This is a genomic window from Leisingera sp. CC-HEC093 (assembly GCF_059429195.1).
Genome location: NZ_JCAIJR010000001.1, coordinates 691,981 through 708,244, shown reverse-complemented (window position 1 = coordinate 708,244; position 16,264 = coordinate 691,981). Strand labels below are relative to the sequence as shown.

At 64.6% G+C, this 16,264-nt stretch carries 17 protein-coding genes; 13 read left to right on the top strand and 4 right to left on the bottom strand.

All coding sequences use genetic code 11. The features are described from left to right. The first annotated feature begins 286 nt into the window (after positions 1-286). From AC5STB_RS03430 to AC5STB_RS03380, 11 genes are all read left to right on the top strand, one after another. Positions 287-1,366: a 3-deoxy-7-phosphoheptulonate synthase gene (locus tag AC5STB_RS03430; protein ID WP_495441593.1), complete on the top strand. Its 1,080-nt coding sequence runs from the start codon at positions 287-289 to the stop codon at positions 1,364-1,366. A 197-nt stretch (positions 1,367-1,563) separates the two neighbouring features. Further along, positions 1,564-2,970 carry a trypsin-like peptidase domain-containing protein gene (locus tag AC5STB_RS03425; RefSeq protein ID WP_495441592.1) on the top strand — a complete coding sequence of 469 codons (1,407 nt, stop codon included), beginning with the start codon at positions 1,564-1,566 and terminating at the stop codon, positions 2,968-2,970. Next, entirely contained in the window at positions 2,970-4,292 is a 1,323-nt protein-coding gene (locus AC5STB_RS03420) for a replication-associated recombination protein A (RefSeq protein ID WP_495441591.1), read from the top strand. Before AC5STB_RS03425 ends, AC5STB_RS03420 begins: the two co-directional genes overlap by 1 nt. Positions 4,293-4,419: 127 nt before the next feature. Then, a complete protein-coding gene (crcB, locus tag AC5STB_RS03415) occupies positions 4,420-4,800 on the top strand; it encodes a fluoride efflux transporter CrcB (protein ID WP_495441590.1) in 381 nt (126 codons plus the stop codon). Continuing rightward, positions 4,797-5,843 carry an RluA family pseudouridine synthase gene (locus AC5STB_RS03410; protein WP_495441589.1) on the top strand — a complete coding sequence of 349 codons (1,047 nt, stop codon included), beginning with the start codon at positions 4,797-4,799 and terminating at the stop codon, positions 5,841-5,843. Before crcB ends, AC5STB_RS03410 begins: the two co-directional genes overlap by 4 nt. After that, positions 5,840-6,508, top strand: coding sequence for an HAD family hydrolase (locus tag AC5STB_RS03405; protein ID WP_495441588.1), 669 nt, complete (start codon positions 5,840-5,842; stop codon positions 6,506-6,508). The genes AC5STB_RS03410 and AC5STB_RS03405 overlap by 4 nt, the downstream gene beginning before the upstream one ends. A 3-nt stretch (positions 6,509-6,511) precedes the next feature. Then, positions 6,512-7,216 (top strand): ATP12 family chaperone protein, encoded by a 705-nt coding sequence (locus AC5STB_RS03400; RefSeq protein WP_495441587.1) that lies wholly within the window; start codon positions 6,512-6,514, stop codon positions 7,214-7,216. A 232-nt stretch (positions 7,217-7,448) separates the two neighbouring features. Further along, on the top strand, positions 7,449-8,465 hold the full coding sequence (locus AC5STB_RS03395; RefSeq protein ID WP_495441586.1) for an amino acid ABC transporter substrate-binding protein: 1,017 nt from the start codon (positions 7,449-7,451) through the stop codon (positions 8,463-8,465). Positions 8,466-8,592: 127 nt separating this feature from the next. Continuing rightward, on the top strand, positions 8,593-9,825 hold the full coding sequence (locus AC5STB_RS03390) for an amino acid ABC transporter permease (RefSeq protein WP_495441585.1): 1,233 nt from the start codon (positions 8,593-8,595) through the stop codon (positions 9,823-9,825). Positions 9,826-9,828: 3 nt separating this feature from the next. After that, positions 9,829-11,127, top strand: a complete 1,299-nt coding sequence (locus AC5STB_RS03385) for an amino acid ABC transporter permease (RefSeq protein ID WP_495441584.1) — start codon at positions 9,829-9,831, stop codon at positions 11,125-11,127. A gap of 12 nt (positions 11,128-11,139) precedes the next feature. Continuing rightward, positions 11,140-11,931 (top strand): amino acid ABC transporter ATP-binding protein, encoded by a 792-nt coding sequence (locus AC5STB_RS03380; RefSeq protein WP_495441582.1) that lies wholly within the window; start codon positions 11,140-11,142, stop codon positions 11,929-11,931. 66 nt (positions 11,932-11,997) lie between these two features. On the opposite strand, the gene AC5STB_RS03375 is transcribed toward AC5STB_RS03380, so the two are convergent. From AC5STB_RS03375 to AC5STB_RS03365, 3 genes are all read right to left on the bottom strand, one after another. Further along, on the bottom strand, positions 11,998-12,450 hold the full coding sequence (locus tag AC5STB_RS03375) for a DUF411 domain-containing protein (protein WP_495441581.1): 453 nt from the start codon (positions 12,448-12,450) through the stop codon (positions 11,998-12,000). A gap of 105 nt (positions 12,451-12,555) precedes the next feature. Then, entirely contained in the window at positions 12,556-13,053 is a 498-nt protein-coding gene (locus AC5STB_RS03370; protein ID WP_495441580.1) for a SixA phosphatase family protein, read from the bottom strand. Continuing rightward, complete coding sequence (locus AC5STB_RS03365; RefSeq protein WP_495441579.1) at positions 13,050-13,751, bottom strand: ferredoxin; 702 nt, start codon at positions 13,749-13,751, stop codon at positions 13,050-13,052. Before AC5STB_RS03365 ends, AC5STB_RS03370 begins: the two co-directional genes overlap by 4 nt. Positions 13,752-14,063: 312 nt before the next feature. Between AC5STB_RS03365 and AC5STB_RS03360 the strand changes: the two genes are divergently transcribed. Continuing rightward, a complete protein-coding gene (locus AC5STB_RS03360; protein WP_495441578.1) occupies positions 14,064-14,396 on the top strand; it encodes a GYD domain-containing protein in 333 nt (110 codons plus the stop codon). 102 nt (positions 14,397-14,498) lie between these two features. On the opposite strand, the gene argB is transcribed toward AC5STB_RS03360, so the two are convergent. Beyond that, positions 14,499-15,359, bottom strand: a complete 861-nt coding sequence (gene argB / locus AC5STB_RS03355; RefSeq protein WP_495441577.1) for an acetylglutamate kinase — start codon at positions 15,357-15,359, stop codon at positions 14,499-14,501. Between the two features lie 134 nt (positions 15,360-15,493). Between argB and AC5STB_RS03350 the strand changes: the two genes are divergently transcribed. Further along, entirely contained in the window at positions 15,494-16,222 is a 729-nt protein-coding gene (locus tag AC5STB_RS03350) for an SDR family NAD(P)-dependent oxidoreductase (protein ID WP_495441576.1), read from the top strand. Positions 16,223-16,264: the final 42 nt, after the last annotated feature.

Below are 16,264 nucleotides of genomic sequence, written 5' to 3'. Positions count from 1 at the left end.
AGGATGATGCAAGAGGCCCTCCCGCGCGGAGGGCCTTTGTTTTTGGGGGCAGGGAATTCAGGGGTGACAGCTGGCCGAATCTCCGCTAGCGTCCGGCCCATGACCCGTAGCTATGCCGCATTCTGGTATTTCTTTTATCCGCGCCACATGGCGGACGGAGGGGTCAGCGCATTCCCGGGTTAGACAGACCGGAACGCACCAGGATACCACCAACCGCCCGCAGCCCGCAGGCGGTTTTTTTGTATCCGCCGCAGCGCCAAGGGCCTCCCGCCAAGGAAGCAGACCCATGACACCCCAGACCGAAAACCTCCGCATCACCGGCATGCAGGAACTGATCTCGCCCGAGGACCTCGCCGCGCAGCTGCCCAGCACCGCGGCGGCTACTGACACCGTGCTCGCCAGCCGCACCGCCATCCATGACGTGCTGCACGGCCGCGACGGGCGCGTGGTGGCCGTGGTCGGCCCCTGTTCGATCCACGACCCCAAGGCGGCGATGGAATACGCCGAACGGCTGGCACCGCTGCGCCAGAGGCTGGCAGGTGAGCTGGAGATTGTCATGCGGGTCTACTTCGAGAAGCCCCGCACCATCTCGGGTTGGAAGGGGCTGATCAACGATCCCGGCCTCGACAACTCCTTCCGCATCAACGAGGGGCTGGGGCTGGCGCGCCGCCTGTGCCTCGACATCAACGCGCTTGGCCTGCCGGTGGGGACCGAGTTCCTCGATACCGCGGTGCCGCAGTACATCTCTGATCTGGTAGCCTGGGCCGCCATCGGCGCCCGCACCACCGAAAGCCAGATCCACCGCGAGATGGCTTCCGGCCTCAGCTGCCCGGTGGGCTTCAAAAACGGCACCCGCGGCAATGTGCAGATCGCGGTGGACGCGGTACGCTCTGCCGCCCATCCGCATCATTTCATGGCGCTGGCCAAATCGGGCCGCGCGGCGATTGCGGCCACCAGCGGCAACCCGGACTGCCACCTGATCCTGCGCGGCGGCGGCGGCACCAACTATGACGCGGCATCAGTCGATGCGGCCTGCAAGCTGGCGGAAAAGGACGGCATCCGCGGCCATGTGATGATCGACGCCAGCCACGCCAACAGCGGCAAGGACCCCTTGCAGCAGCCCGCAGTGCTGCGCGATGTGGCGGCGCAAATCGCCGGCGGCGACAGCCGCATTACGGGTGTGATGGTGGAAAGCCATCTGGTGGCGGGCCGCCAGGACCTGGGCAAGGCAGATCTCACCTACGGCCAGTCGATCACCGACGGCTGCCTGGGCTGGGAGGACACCGTGGCAGAGCTGGAGCGTCTGGCCGCAGCGGTTGCCAAACGCCGCACGGTTGCGAAGCAGCCGGAGCTGGCGGAGGCCTGAGGCCGGCGCCGGGTCAGCGCTTCCGAGCGGAGGCGTTTGATCCTTTATTCTTCTGGCTGAAAATATCCCGGGGTGAATTGGCCGCCAGGCCAAGAGGGGCAGCGCCCCTCCGCCCCGCAGCGGTGAGGCTTGCCTCCAGCCTTGCAATCCGGGCGCGCCCTCCGCATATCCTTCGCACAGCAACAAACGGAGCCCGCATGATCCGCCCAGCCCTCACCGCCCTTGCCTTGTGTCTTGCCCTGCCTGCGGTGGCCTTGCCTGCCGCCGCCGAAACAAAGGTGCCGCAGAGCCAGGTGGAAATAGCGCTGGGATTTGCACCTCTGGTCAAGCAGGCCTCGCCGGCGGTGGTCAACATCTACGCCAAGGTGGTGCGCCAGGTGCGGCAGCGCCGCCGCTCTCCGTTCATGAACGATCCGTTTTTCGATGATTTCTTCCGCGGCTTTGCTGAGCCGCAGCCGCGGGTGGAAAACTCGCTGGGTTCCGGGGTGATCCTGTCGGGCGACGGCATCGTGGTCTCCAATTACCATGTCGTTGGCAGCGCCACTGAAATCCGCGTGGTGACCGCCGACCGGCGCGAATACAATGCGCGGGTGATCCTGGGCGACAAGGCCAGCGACTTGGCGATCCTGCAACTGGAGGAGGCCGAAGACCTGCCGTATCTGGACCTGCGCGACAGCGACGAGGTCGAGGTGGGCGAGCTGGCGCTGGCGATCGGCAACCCCTTTGGCGTCGGTCAGACCGTCAGCAGCGGCATAATCTCGGGCCTTGCGCGCACCGGCATGGGGGCGGGCGACGGCTTCGGTTACTACATCCAGACCGACGCGCCGATCAATCCGGGCAACTCCGGCGGGGCGCTGATCGACGTCAATGGCGGCCTCATTGGCATCAACACCCGCATTCTGTCCCGCTCCGGCGGTTCCAACGGCATCGGCTTTGCGATCCCCGCCAACCTGGTGCGGGAGTTTGTGCAGCAGGCGAAAACCGGCGCCGAGGAATTCCAGCGCCCCTGGGCCGGCATGGCCGGGCAGCCGGTGGACGCGGATCTTGCGGCCTCGATGGGGATGGAGCTGCCGGAGGGCATGGTGGTCTCTGACCTGCACCGGGAAAGCCCCTTTGCCAAGGCTGGCTTCAAGGTGGGCGACGTGATCACCCATGTGGACGGCGAGGTGGTGAATTCACCGTCTGAGATGGTGTTCCGCATGACGGTCTCGGGCCTGGGCGGCACTGCCGAGATCACCCGCCTGCGCGGGGCAGAGCGCGAGGTGATCGCGGTGCCGATGATCACCGCACCTGACCAGCCGCCCGCCAACCCGGTGCAGCTGGACGAGCGGACCGCGCTGCCCGGCCTGACCGTGGCGCAGATCAATCCGCAGGTGATTGCCCGTCTTGGCCTGCCGCTGGCGGCGGAGGGCGTGGTGGTGACGGATCCCGGTCCCTATGCCGGGCGCGGCGGGGTGCAGCCGGGCGATGCGCTCTTGGCGGTGAACGGCCAGCCCGTCACCGGGACAGGGGACGTCTATGACATTCTTGCCAACAGCGGCCGCTGGGTCCAGCTGGATCTGAACCGGCGCGGCCAGCGTGTCACACTGCGGTTCCGGACCTGATGGCGGACTTGTTCGGCAGCCCCGCGCCCGCGGACGGCGGTGCGCAGCAGGCCAGCAAGAACCGGCCGCTGGCCGACCGCTTGCGGCCGCAGTCGCTGGCGGACGTGATCGGCCAGCAACAGGTGCTGGGGCCGGAGGCGCCCTTGGGCGTGATGCTGGCCTCGGGCTCCTTGTCGTCGCTGATCTTCTGGGGGCCGCCCGGCGTGGGCAAGACCACCATCGCACGGCTGCTGGCGCAGGAGACCGACCTGCATTTCGTGCAAATCTCGGCGATCTTCACGGGCGTGCCGGAGCTCAGGAAGGTGTTTGAGGCCGCCAAGATCCGCCGCCAGAACGGCCAGGGGACGCTGCTGTTCGTGGATGAGATCCACCGCTTCAACAAGGCCCAGCAGGACGGCTTCCTGCCGCATATGGAGGATGGCACCATCCTTCTGGTGGGGGCAACCACCGAAAACCCCTCGTTCGAACTGAACGCCGCTGTTCTGTCGCGCAGCCAAGTGCTGGTGTTGGAGCGCCTGCAACTTGCTGATCTTGAGCGCCTGACCCAGCGCGCCGAAAAGGAGCTGGGCCGCGCCCTGCCGCTGAGCGGTGATGCCCGCGATGCGCTGCATGAGATGGCCGACGGCGACGGGCGGGCGCTCCTGAACCTTATTGAACAAGTCGCCGCCTGGAAGGTGGAGGCGCCCTTGGGGCGCGAGGCGCTGTCAAACCGGCTGATGCGGCGCGCGGCCAAGTTCGACAAGTCCGGCGACGAGCATTACAACCTGATTTCCGCGCTGCATAAATCGATCCGCGGCTCCGACCCGGATGCGGCGCTCTATTGGCTGGCGCGGATGCTGGAGGGCGGCGAGGACCCGCGGTTCCTGGCTCGCCGCCTGACCATGATGTCGACTGAGGACATCGGCATGGCCGACCCGCAGGCCAATACCGTCTGCCTGAACGCCTGGCAGACCTATGAGCGGCTTGGCAGCCCGGAGGGCGAGCTGGCGCTCGCGAATGCGGCGGTCTACCTGGCGCTGGCGCCGAAATCCAACGCGGTTTACGTCGGTATCAAGGCCGCCCGGCGGCTGGCCAAGCAGACCGGCAGCGCGCCGCCGCCCAAGCACATCCTGAACGCGCCGACCAAGCTGATGTCGGAGCAGGGATACGGCGACGGCTATGCCTATGACCACGACGCCGAGGACGGGTTTTCCGGCCAGAACTACTTCCCCGACGGGGTGAAGCGGCCGGTGCTCTATCAGCCGGTGGAGCGGGGTTTCGAGCGCGAGCTGAAGCGGCGCACGGATTATTTCGCGAACCTCAGGCTGAAGCGGAACAAGTAAAGCGGCTTTGCCGGCAAAGCCGCTGCCTCCGGCGGGAGTATTTGGGGAAAGATGAAGCGGAAGCTCTGCACCCCATGCAACACGGGCAAAACTTGACATCCCTGCCTGTGCCGGCGACAGGACGGGGATGATTTCTTCGGTTTCCATGGTGGCCCTTGGCGGCGCAATCGGGGCGGTGTGCCGTTACCTGGCCGGGCTGGGCATCATCCGGGTCATGGGGCATCACGACTTTCCGGTTGCGGTGATCACCGTCAACGTGATCGGCTCCTTTCTGATGGGGGTGTTTGTGGTCGCCGCCGCCATGCGCGGGCTGACCCACCTCAGCCCCTTGGTGATGACTGGGCTGCTGGGCGGGTTCACCACCTTCTCGGCGTTCTCGCTGGAGACCGCCAACCTGATCGAGCGCGGCGCCTTCGGGCAGGCGGCGCTTTATGTTGTTCTGTCCGTTGGATTGTCCGTGGGCGGTTTGTTTCTGGGCCTGATGGCCGCAAGGGGAGTGTTCGCATGAGCGGCGTTCAGATGATTACCGTCAGCGAAGACGACAGCGGCCAGCGCATTGACCGCTGGCTGCGGCGGCTGTTTCCGCATGTGAACCAGGGCCGCATCGAGAAGATGTGCCGCAAGGGCGAGCTGCGGCTGGATGGCGGCCGGGTCAAGGCCAATACCCGCGTTGAGGCGGGGCAGGTGGTGCGGGTGCCGCCGCTGGCGGACAGCGACCTGAAACCTGCCGCACCGCGCGAGATGAAGGTCTCGGACGCCGATGCAAAGATGATCCAGTCCTGTGTGATCTACCGCGACGATGACGTGATCGTGCTGAACAAGCCCGCAGGGCTGGCGGTGCAGGGCGGCTCCGGCACCACCAAGCATGTGGACGGGCTGGCTGAGGCGCTGAAGTTCGGGCTGGAGGACAAGCCCAAGCTGGTGCACCGGATCGACAAGGACACCTCTGGCGTGCTGGTGCTGGCGCGCAACCGCAAGGCGGCGCAGGGACTGACCGCCGCCTTCCGCCACAAGAACACCCGCAAGATTTACTGGGCGCTGGTCGCCGGTGTGCCGACACCGTACCTGGGCGAGATCAAGAACGGGTTGGTCAAGGCACCGGGCCACGGCAAGTCCGGCGAAGGCGAGAAGATGATCAACGTGCATCCGCACGATATTGACGGCACATACGGCGCCAAGCGGGCGCATACGCTTTATGCCACGCTCTACCGCGTCGCCAGCCGTGCCGCCTGGGTGGCGATGGAGCCCATTACAGGGCGCACCCACCAGCTGCGGGCGCATATGTCCGGCATGGGCCATCCGATTGCCGGTGACGGCAAATACGGCGGCTCCGGCCAGGAGAACCTGGGCGACGGTTGGGGCGCGCAGATCGGCGGGGTGATCTCCAAGAAGCTGCATCTGCACGCGCGCCGGATGGTGTTTGAACATCCGGTCACGCACAAGCAGGTTTCAGTGGTGGCGCCGCTGCCTGACCATATGAAGGAAAGCTGGGACACGTTCGGCTGGGCTGAGGATCTGGCGGCGGACGACCCGTTTGAGGATCTGAAGTGAACGCAGACCTGCGGCTGATCCTGTTTGACGTCGATGGCACCCTGGCCGACAGCCAGGGCGCGATCACCGGCGCTATGGCCGAGGCTTTTCAAGGGGTTGGCCTGGAAACACCGCCGCGCGAGAAGATCCTGTCCATCGTCGGCCTGTCGCTGCCGCTGGCTATGGCAGAGCTGGCACCGGAGCAGGATGCGGCAACTCTGGAGGCGCTGGTGGAAGGCTATAAATCCTCCTACATGCTGGCGCGTGAGGCGGCGGGTGCCGCGCATTCGCCGCTGTATCCCGGAACGCGGGAGATGCTGGCAGAGCTGAACGAGGTGCCGGAATACCTGCTGGGGGTTGCCACCGGCAAATCCCAGCGCGGTGTTGACGCGCTGATCGCGGCGCATGGGCTGAACTGTTTTGTGACCCGGCAGGTGGCGGATCACCATCCCTCGAAACCGCATCCGTCGATGGTTCTGACCGCGATGGCGGAAACCGGGGTGGAACGCGAAAACACCGTGATGATCGGCGACACGCGGTTTGACATTGAAATGGGGCGCGCTGCGGGGGTCACCACCATTGCCGTGCCCTGGGGCTATCACCCGGCAGAAACCTTGGGCGCCGATTATCTGATCCGCGATTTCGCGGAGCTGCGCTCGCTGCTGGCAGAAATCTGGAAGGGCTAAGGAATGAGCGGCTGGGCACAGAAACGGTTCTGGAAAGCGGTCACCGTGGCGGAGACCGCAGACGGGTTTGCGGTGGAGCTGGACAGCCGCCGGGTCAGGACGCCCGCCAAGGCGCCGCTGATGGTGCCGACCCGGGCGATGGGTGAGGCGATTGCCGCGGAGTGGGACGCCCAGGCCGAATCAGTAGACCCGAAAACCATGCCCTGCACCCGCTCTGCCAACGCTGCGATTGACAAGGTGACACATCAGCACAGCGAAGTGGCGGCGATGCTGGCCGAATACGGGGACACCGATCTTTTGTGTTACCGGGCGGAGTCCCCGGCCGAACTGGCCGCCCGGCAGGCCGCCGAATGGGACCCGCTGCTGGACTGGGCAGAGGCGGAACTGGGGGCACGGCTGCAGCCGCGCGCCGGGGTTCTGCACCAGCCGCAGGAGGCGGCGGCGCTGGCCGTTCTGGCAGAGAAGGTCCGCGCCATGTCACCCTTCCAGCTGGCCGCTTTTCACGACCTGGTAGGCATTTCAGGCTCTTTGATCCTTGGGTTTGCGGCGGCTTGCGGCTGCCGCAGCGCAGAGGAGATCTGGCAGCTGTCGCGCCTGGACGAGCGCTGGCAGGAGGAACTGTGGGGCGTGGACGAGGAAGCGCAGGCCGCCGCCGAAGTGAAACGGCTGGAGTTCCTGCACGCCAAGCGATTCTACGATTTTTCCTGAGCGGACAAGAAATTACTTTTCCACAGGGGGAAGCCGAAACAAAATTCCGTGCGCAGGCCCTGCGTGCGGAATTCGTACATCGAAATTCCTGATAGCGCCCTTGACGTTTGCTGATGAATGCGCCCAAACTCAGCCACGAATTAGGGGAGGACCCTTCTTCAGTCTCATATCCGGCGGGGGATCGCCGGAAAATAAGAACCGCCGAATGGCGGGCTATCAGGAAGAGGTAAATATGAAAAAATCCGTTATTTTGGGCGCAATGACCTTTGCCGGTCTTGCGGCTGGCGCTGTATCCGCCGGCACGCTGGACGACGTCAAGGCCCGCGGCAAGCTGAACTGCGGCGTCACCACCGGTCTGGTCGGTTTTGCGGCCCCGAATGCAAACGGGGAATGGGAAGGCTTTGACGTTGCCGTGTGCCGTGCTGTGGCTGCAGCCGTGCTGGGCGACTCGAGCGCCGTTGAATTCGTGCCGACCACCGGCAAGACCCGCTTTACCGCGCTGGCATCCGGCGAGATCGACGTGCTGGCCCGCAACACCACCTGGACCTTCAGCCGCGACGTCGACCTGAAGTTCGAATTCGTGGGCGTCAACTACTATGACGGCCAGGGCTTCATGGTCCCGAAAGAGCTGGGCGTGTCCTCGGCCAAGGAACTGGACGGCGCCACCGTCTGCATCCAGACCGGCACCACCACCGAGCTGAACCTGGCGGACTTCTTCCGCTCCAACAACATCTCGTATGAGCCGGTTCCGATCGAAACCAACGCCGAAGCGCAGCAGCAGTACCTGGCAGGCGCCTGTGACGTCTACACCACTGACGCCTCCGGCCTGGCCGCAACCCGCGCCACCTTCGACGATCCGGCCGGCCACGTGATCCTGCCGGAAATCATCTCCAAGGAGCCGCTGGGCCCGCTGGTCCGCCATGGCGACCACGAGTGGGGCGACGTTGTCCGCTGGAGCCTGATGGCGCTGATCGCGGCAGAAGAGCTGGGCGTGACCTCGGCCAACCTGAGCGAGATGGCAGCCGGCACCGAGAACCCGGAAATCAACCGCCTGCTGGGCACCGAAGGCACCCTGGGCGAAATGCTGGGCCTGCCGGCTGACTGGGCCAAGAACGCAATCGCATCGGAAGGCAACTACGGCGAGATCTTTGCCAAGAACATCGGTGAAGACACTCCGGTCGGCCTGGCCCGCGGCCTGAACGCCCAGTGGACCGAAGGCGGCCTGCTGTACGCTCCGCCGTTCCGCTAAACACACCACCGGGAGGGGCGCAGGAATTTCCTGCGCCCTTTTCCTATCATGAAAAAAGCTCCGGCCAGCTGCGGAGCGGGGACAACCCCGCCAGGATCACGACGCCGGAGTCAGGGGATCACAATATATGTCAACGTTGACTGACCCGCCGAACCAAAGCTTTCGGCTGTCTATGCTCATCAACGATACCCGCTACCGTTCACTGACGTTTCAGGTGATCGCGGCTATCGTTCTTGCCTTGTGCATCTGGTATCTCGGAAACAACCTTATCCAGAACCTTCGCGCTGCCGGGCTCAATATTTCCTACACCTTCCTGGGCGATCCGTCCGGCTATGACATCAACCAGCGCCTGGTTGAATACGACAGCCAGTCGAGCCACGCCAAAGCGGCACTGGTCGGGCTCTTGAACACGCTGCTGGTGGCCTTCCTGGCCTGTATCACCGCCACCGTGTTCGGGGTGGTCGCCGGGGTTCTGCGGTTGTCCAACAACTGGCTCGTGTCCAAGCTGATGGCGGTCTACGTTGAGATCTTCCGCAACATTCCGGTACTGATCTGGATCATCATCATCTTCACCATCATGACGGCGGTGCTGCCGGGGCCGCGGGCCTTCCGCGGCGACAATGCCACCTCCAGCATGCTGTTTGACGCCTTTGCCTTCACCAACCGCGGCATTTACACTCCGATGCCCTGGTTTGAGAACGGCATTTTCGCCAGCACGGCAATGAACTGGCTGCTGGTGCTGGCCGGATTTGCAGGCTCCTGGATTGCGGCGCATCAGATCAACGTCTGGGCCAACAACAAACAGGAAGCGACCGGTGTGCGGCCCAAGACCACGGCGCTGATCCTCGCGGCCTGGCTGGTGCCGTTCCTGGCGCTGATGCTGATCATGGGGCTGACCTGGGAATACCCTGAGCTGAAGGGCTTCAACTTCAGCGGCGGCATCAAGATCGGCGGCCCGCTGATCGCGCTGTGGTTCGCCCTGTCGATCTATACCGGTGCCTTCATCGCGGAGAACGTCCGGGCCGGTATCCAGGCGGTGTCCAAAGGCCAGACCGAGGCCGCATCGGCGCTGGGCCTGCGTCCGCGCCGGGTGATGAACCTGGTGGTTCTGCCGCAGGCGCTGCGGGTGATCATCCCGCCGCTCATCTCCAACTTCCTCAACATCACCAAGAACTCCTCGCTGGCGATTGCCGTGGGCTATGCGGATATCACCGCGACTCTGGGCGGGATCACCCTGAACCAGACCGGCCGCGCCATTGAATGTGTTCTGCTCTTGATGCTGTTCTACCTGACCGCTTCGCTGACAATCTCGATGGTCATGAACGTCTACAACGCATCGGTAAAGTTGAAGGAGCGCTGAGACATGAGTGATACACATGCACAAACCATCGCCTTTGTCCGCGAAACCGAGATCCCGCCGGCCCCGCCGCCGGCAGGGGAAACCGGCGCAGTCAAATGGCTGCGGGAGAACCTGTTTTCCAACGCGGTGAACTCTATCCTGACCATTGCGTCTTTGCTGGTCATCTATGTTCTGCTCAGCAAGACCCTGCCATGGCTGTTGAACGGGGTGTGGACCACCAGTTCGCTGGCGGAATGCCGCGAAGTGCTGGAGGGCAGGACCGGCGCCTGTTTTTCGGTCCTGACCGAGCGCTGGAACCAGCTTCTCTATGGTTTCAAATACCCGTCGGATCAGTACTGGCGGCCGAACCTGGCCCTGGTGCTGCTGCTGGTTGCGATCGCGCCGGTGCTGTTTTTTGACCTGCCGCGCAAGCTGCTGGCCTTCACCGCGATCTACCCGTTTCTGGCCTTCTGGCTGATCTGGGGCGGCACCATCCTTGCGCCGGTGGTGGCGATGGTGGGCTTTGCCGCGGGCGCGCTGGTGTTCCAGACCTATGGCAAGAGCAGCTTTGCAGCCGGTTTCTTCGGGGCGATTGCCGCGGCCTTTGCGGTGTGGTTCCTGGGCGGCTGGATGATCCCCGACGGGGCGTCTGACAACGCCATGCTGCAAGCGGTGCCTTCGCGCGATCTGGGCGGCTTCATGCTGAACCTGATGCTGGGCGTGACCTGTGTGTCGCTGTCGCTGCCGCTGGGCATCGCGCTGGCGCTGGGCCGCCAGTCGGACATGCCGCTGATCAAGTGGATGTGCGTCGTGTTCATCGAGTTCGTCCGTGGCGTGCCGCTGATCACGCTGCTGTTCGTGGCCTCGGTGATGCTGGCCTACTTCTTCCCGCCGGAAAGCACCGTCGACCTGTTCCTGCGCGTGGTGATCATGATCACCATGTTCTCGGCAGCCTATATCGCCGAGGTGATCCGCGGCGGTCTCGCGGCCTTGCCGAAGGGACAGTATGAGGCAGCAGACAGCCTTGGCCTGGATTACCCCCAGGCGATGCGGCTGATCATCCTGCCGCAGGCGCTGAAGATCTCCATCCCGGGCATCGTGAACGTGGCCGTCGGCCTGTTCAAGGACACCACCCTGGTTTCGGTCATTTCGATGTTCGACCTGGTGGGCATGATCCGCGGCCCGATCCTCGCCTCCACTGAGTGGAACGGGGTCTATTGGGAGCTTCTGGGCTTTGCTGCCTTGCTGTTCTTCGTCGTCTGCTACGGCATTTCTCAATACTCACAGTGGCTCGAGCGCCGTCTCGCCACCGACCACCGTTAAGGAGTTCAACATATGTCTGAACTTATGTCCGACCGTCAAATCGACCGCTCCAAGATGCAGGTGAGCGACGAAGTCGCCATCGAAATCAACAGCATGAACAAGTGGTACGGTTCGTTCCACGTGCTGCGCGACATCAATCTGACCGTCAACCAGGGCGAGCGGATCGTGATCGCGGGCCCGTCTGGCTCCGGCAAATCCACCCTGATCCGCTGCCTCAACGCGCTGGAAGAGCACCAGCAGGGCAAGATCGTGGTGGATGGCACCGAACTGTCCAACGACCTCAAGAACATCGATAAGATCCGTTCCGAGGTCGGCATGGTGTTCCAGCACTTCAACCTGTTCCCGCATCTGACCATCCTGGAGAACTGCACCCTGGCGCCGATCTGGGTCCGCAAAACGCCCAAGAAAGAGGCCGAAGAGCGGGCGATGCACTTCCTGGAGAAGGTGAAGATCCCGGAGCAGGCCCACAAGTACCCGGGCATGCTGTCGGGCGGCCAGCAGCAGCGTGTGGCCATCGCGCGCTCGCTTTGCATGATGCCGCGCATCATGCTGTTCGATGAACCGACATCGGCGCTGGACCCGGAAATGATCAAGGAGGTGCTCGACACCATGATCGAGCTCGCCGAGGAAGGCATGACCATGCTTTGCGTGACTCACGAGATGGGCTTTGCCCGTCAGGTGGCGAACCGGGTGATCTTCATGGACGCAGGCCAGATCGTCGAACAGAACGAGCCGGAAGAGTTCTTCAACAACCCGAAGAGCGACCGCACCAAGCTGTTCCTCAGCCAGATCCTGGGCCACTGAGGCGCCAGTACCGTGAAACAGAAAGGCCGGGCGTTTGCCCGGCCTTTTTCGTTCAGGGTTCTTTGGTCAGGAGTGGCTTGCGAACACCTCTGCCGTGCCATCCGCCAGGATCAACAGGGTATCGAACGCCTCCCGCTCATCGCCCATTTCCATCCCGGGCGAGCCGATCGGCATCCCCGGCACGGTCAGCCCCAGCGCTGCAGGCTGTTCCGCCAGCAGCCGCTGGATGTCTGCTGCGGGGACATGGCCCTCAATCACATAAGGCCCGGCCATCGCGGTGTGGCAGGAGGATAGATCGCCGCTGACGCCCAGCCGCTCCTTCATCGCCCACAGATCCTCGTCCGGCATATTGCGCACTTCGGTCTGGAAACCGGCGGCAGCCAGATGATCGGCCCAGGCGGTGCAGCAGCCGCAAGCCGGGGATTTCATGATGCGGATGGTCTCCGCCGCTGCGGCAAGGCCCGGCAGGGCGGCAAAGGGGAGGGCGGCTGCGGCCAGCAGCAGGGAACGGCGGTGCATGTCGGTCTCCAGTCCGGCAAATGTCTGTCCAGCTGACAATCTAGGCATGGCAGGGCGCGGGCGCCAGAGGCCTCCCGCGCAGGATGCGCTGCCTTGCCGCAGGGCTTACTCGCCCAGCAGCTCCCGCGGCACTGCGAAATCGATCACCCTGCCGCTGCTCCAGGCCAGGTCCTTCCAGCTGCCGATATCGAACTCCACCACCAGCGTGGCACCAGTCGGATAATCGTCAAATCGCGAATGATCCGGCGGGCTGGACACGATGGTGTGGGCAAAGGCGGCGATGCCGGGATTGTGGCCGATCAGCAGGACCCGCTTCTGCTCCGCCTCGCTCAGCACCTTGAAGATGATCTCGGAATTGGCGTGGTACAGCCGCTCCGTGAACCGGGCGGGCACCCCCAGTTCCATCAGCTCGCAGGTTTCGCGGGTGCGCTGGGCAGAGGAGGAGATCACCTGATCCGGCAGGTAGCCGTTGTCGCGCAGCCAGGCGGCGATGGCAGGGGCCGAGCGGCGGCCGCGTTTGTTCAGCGGGCGGGCGTGGTCGCTGGGCACATTGGTGTCCCAGGCGGATTTGGCGTGGCGGGTCAGGATCAGGGTACAGGTCATTGCGGGTGAAAATACCTCATGTGATGTGCGGTTTGGTCCGGGGGCCGGCGGGCGGTGCGGCTCAGCGGGCAGGCCCGCCGGGAAAGACAGCCGCCGGTCATGCAGCCGGCACCTGCGCTTGTGTCGAGATAGCCGTGGCAAGCCTCAAGATCGTAGGGGGCTCCGTCCGACAGCGCCGAAACCGGGCAGGCGGCAAGGCAGGGACGGGAAGGGCAGCTGTGGCAGGGTGAGTCTGCCAAAGGCGGAGGGGGAATGTCAAATTCCTGTTCAAAATGAATGGCCCCCCGCAAGGAAATCATCATGCCGGCCTGATCATGCACCATCATCTGTGACGGCGATGTGAAAAACCGCCCCGACGCCAGCGCCCAGTTGATGAAGGGGGTATAGGGCGGACCGCCGAACGGAAAATACGCGGTGCCGCCCAGAGTTTCTGCCAGTGCCCCGACCACCCGCGCGGACCAGCGGTCGACAGGGTCCGGGGCGCCATCCCGGTATTCCGGGCTGGTCGTCAGCAGCGGCCAGAAGGCGCTGTCCGTGCCCAGGAGCAGCAGGGTGCCGCTCTTCAGCGCCTGGACCGGCTGGCGGGCGGGGTGCAGCGCACCCTGGATAGCCAGCCCGGACTCGGCCGCGGCGGTTTCCGCAGCGGCATAAGACGGGGCGCCGCGGCGGCGGGGGGCGGTTGTGCCGGTCAGGCTCATCTCGGGGCTCCGGGGCTGGCGGGTTTGCTGCAGCCTAACAGCGGCGCAGGGGCGGTGCAGGGCAAAAACGCCGGGCTCTGGCCTGCCGGCGTCTTCCTGCCGCCGGATTTCAGCAGCGGCAGAATGGCCAGAGCAGGCTCCAGCCGGTTGCTCCAGCACCGCCTCCAACCAGCCGGGCGGCTGCAGGCGGGCCAGGCTTGCTCATATGCCGGAAGCGCGATCCGTGGTATGATCGGTGCGGGGCATGCAGGCCGGGCTATCCGGCATCTTGCCTGCGGCCGGCCTGCATCTTCCGCCCCAGGGAGAGACTGAATGCCAAGATTTATCGTGACCGGGAACTACACGTCTTCTGCGATGAAGGCGATGATCGACAGCCCCAGCGACCGCGAGGCTGCGGCCCGTGCCCTTGTCGAGGCAGCGGGCGGCACGCTGGAGAGCTTCTATATGACCACGGGGGACCATGATTTCGCGATCAAGGTTACGATTGACGATGTGTCGAGCCTGCTGGCGGGCCTGCTGGTAACAGGCGCCAGCGGCGCGGTCAGCAACCTCAAGACCGTCCGCGCCTTCACCACTGATGAATTTACGGAAATCCAAAAGAAAGCGGGGGCCCTTGCAGGGACCTATAAGGCGCCGGGAGGCTGACGGCCGGATTCCCTGTTCTTCTGGCTGAAAATATCCCGGGGTGAATTGGCCCGGGAGGGCCAAGAGGGGCAGCGCCCCTGCTGGCCTGATTGCACCGCGCTGTCAGGCCCGGATCATTGAGCCTGCGCCGTGGTCGGTATACAGCTCCAGCAGCACCGCGTTCTGCACCCGCCCGTCGACGATGATGCAGGCGCGCACGCCGCCCCGGACTGCGTCCAGCGCGGTTTCGGTCTTGGGAATCATGCCGCCGGCGATGACGCCGCTGGCGGTCATCTCCTCGACGTCCGCCGCCTTCAGCTCCGTCACCACTTCGCCCCCGGCATTTTTGACGCCGGCCACATCCGTGAGCAGCAGCAGCCGGTCGGCCGCAAGCGCCTTGGCGATGGCGCCGGCGGCAGTGTCGCCGTTGATATTGTAGGTTTCACCATTGCGGCCGCCGCCGATGGGGGCGATCACCGGGATCATGTTCTTCTCAAACAGCCCGTGCAGAACCTCGGGGTCCATTTCCGCAGGCGCGCCGACGAAGCCAAGGTCCGGGTCGGCCTGATCGCAGGTGATCAGGCTGGCATCCTTGCCCGACAGGCCGACGGCGCGGCCGCCCTGGCGGTTGATTGCCTGCACGATGCGTTTGTTGACGACGCCGGACAGCACCATCTCCACCACTTCCATGGTGGCGGCATCGGTTACCCGCTTGCCGTTCACGAACTCGGATTGGATCTGCAGCTTTTCCAGCATTGCATTGATCATCGGTCCGCCGCCATGCACGATCACCGGGTTCACCCCGACCTGGCGCATCAGCACGATGTCGCGGGCAAAGGTCTCCATCGCCTCGTCGCTGCCCATGGCGTGGCCGCCCAGCTTGATCACAACAATCGCCCCGGCAAAGCGCTGGAAATACGGCAGCGCGCTGGAGAGGGTTTCGGCGGTGGCAATCCAATCGCGGTTCATATCTTGTTTCTTCATTGCTGCATCATCCCTTGGCAGGGGAGTGTTACGAGGTTCCGGCGCGTCTGCCAAGGGGAGGCTTTGGCGCACCCCGTTGCAGATGGCGGCGCGGATGCTAGGCTCGGGCCAGATTCTCTCATCAGGAGGGCGCCATGCGCCAGAAGACATTACTGCTGACGGGCGCCAGCCGCGGTATCGGCCATGCCACAGTGCGCCGTTTCAATGCCGAGGGATGGCGGGTGATCACCTGCTCGCGCCAACCCTTTCCGCAGGAATGCCCCTGGGGCGGCGGCCAGGAGAACCATGTGCAGCTGGACCTGTCGGACCCATCGGACACCATCAACGCGGTGGGCCGGATCCAGGAGCTGCTGGATGGCCGCCTGGATGCCTTGGTCAACAACGCGGGCATCTCGCCCAAGGGGCCGGAGGGCGAGCGGCTCAGCACGCTCAACACCGACCTGATGGACTGGGGCAAGGTGTTTCACGTGAATTTCTTTGCCTCTGTGGTGCTGGCCCGCGGCCTGAAGGACGAGCTGGCGGCGGCCAAGGGATCGGTGGTCAACGTGACCTCGATCGCGGGCAGCCGGGTGCATCCCTTTGCCGGCGCTGCCTATGCCACCTCCAAGGCGGCGCTGGCGGCGCTGACGCGGGAGATGGCGCATGACTTCGGGCCGCTGGGGGTGCGGGTGAATGCGATTGCGCCGGGAGAGGTGGAGACCGCGATCCTGTCGCCCGGCACCGACAAAATTGTCGAGAAGCTGCCGATGCAGCGGCTGGGCCAGCCTGAGGAGGTGGCCTCGGCGATCTATTTCCTGTGCTCTGAGGGGAGTTCCTATATCTCCGGCGCCGAGATCGAGGTGAACGGCGCGCAGCACGTTTGATGGCGGGCATGCCACCCGGCCCAAAGGCCGGGCGGCGCTCTG

Excerpts from the sequence above, each read along its gene's own strand:
- AC5STB_RS03430 (WP_495441593.1), top strand. The coding sequence starts at position 287 with ATGACACCCCAGACCGAAAACCTCCGCATCACCGGCATGCAGGAACTG.
- AC5STB_RS03425 (WP_495441592.1), top strand. The coding sequence starts at position 1,564 with ATGATCCGCCCAGCCCTCACCGCCCTTGCCTTGTGTCTTGCCCTGCCT.
- AC5STB_RS03420 (WP_495441591.1), top strand. The coding sequence starts at position 2,970 with ATGGCGGACTTGTTCGGCAGCCCCGCGCCCGCGGACGGCGGTGCGCAG.
- crcB (WP_495441590.1), top strand. The coding sequence starts at position 4,420 with ATGATTTCTTCGGTTTCCATGGTGGCCCTTGGCGGCGCAATCGGGGCG.
- AC5STB_RS03410 (WP_495441589.1), top strand. The coding sequence starts at position 4,797 with ATGAGCGGCGTTCAGATGATTACCGTCAGCGAAGACGACAGCGGCCAG.
- AC5STB_RS03400 (WP_495441587.1), top strand. The coding sequence starts at position 6,512 with ATGAGCGGCTGGGCACAGAAACGGTTCTGGAAAGCGGTCACCGTGGCG.
- AC5STB_RS03395 (WP_495441586.1), top strand. The coding sequence starts at position 7,449 with ATGAAAAAATCCGTTATTTTGGGCGCAATGACCTTTGCCGGTCTTGCG.
- AC5STB_RS03390 (WP_495441585.1), top strand. The coding sequence starts at position 8,593 with ATGTCAACGTTGACTGACCCGCCGAACCAAAGCTTTCGGCTGTCTATG.
- AC5STB_RS03385 (WP_495441584.1), top strand. The coding sequence starts at position 9,829 with ATGAGTGATACACATGCACAAACCATCGCCTTTGTCCGCGAAACCGAG.
- AC5STB_RS03380 (WP_495441582.1), top strand. The coding sequence starts at position 11,140 with ATGTCTGAACTTATGTCCGACCGTCAAATCGACCGCTCCAAGATGCAG.
- AC5STB_RS03375 (WP_495441581.1), bottom strand. The coding sequence starts at position 12,450 with ATGCACCGCCGTTCCCTGCTGCTGGCCGCAGCCGCCCTCCCCTTTGCC.
- AC5STB_RS03370 (WP_495441580.1), bottom strand. The coding sequence starts at position 13,053 with ATGACCTGTACCCTGATCCTGACCCGCCACGCCAAATCCGCCTGGGAC.
- AC5STB_RS03365 (WP_495441579.1), bottom strand. The coding sequence starts at position 13,751 with ATGAGCCTGACCGGCACAACCGCCCCCCGCCGCCGCGGCGCCCCGTCT.
- AC5STB_RS03360 (WP_495441578.1), top strand. The coding sequence starts at position 14,064 with ATGCCAAGATTTATCGTGACCGGGAACTACACGTCTTCTGCGATGAAG.
- argB (WP_495441577.1), bottom strand. The coding sequence starts at position 15,359 with ATGAAGAAACAAGATATGAACCGCGATTGGATTGCCACCGCCGAAACC.
- AC5STB_RS03350 (WP_495441576.1), top strand. The coding sequence starts at position 15,494 with ATGCGCCAGAAGACATTACTGCTGACGGGCGCCAGCCGCGGTATCGGC.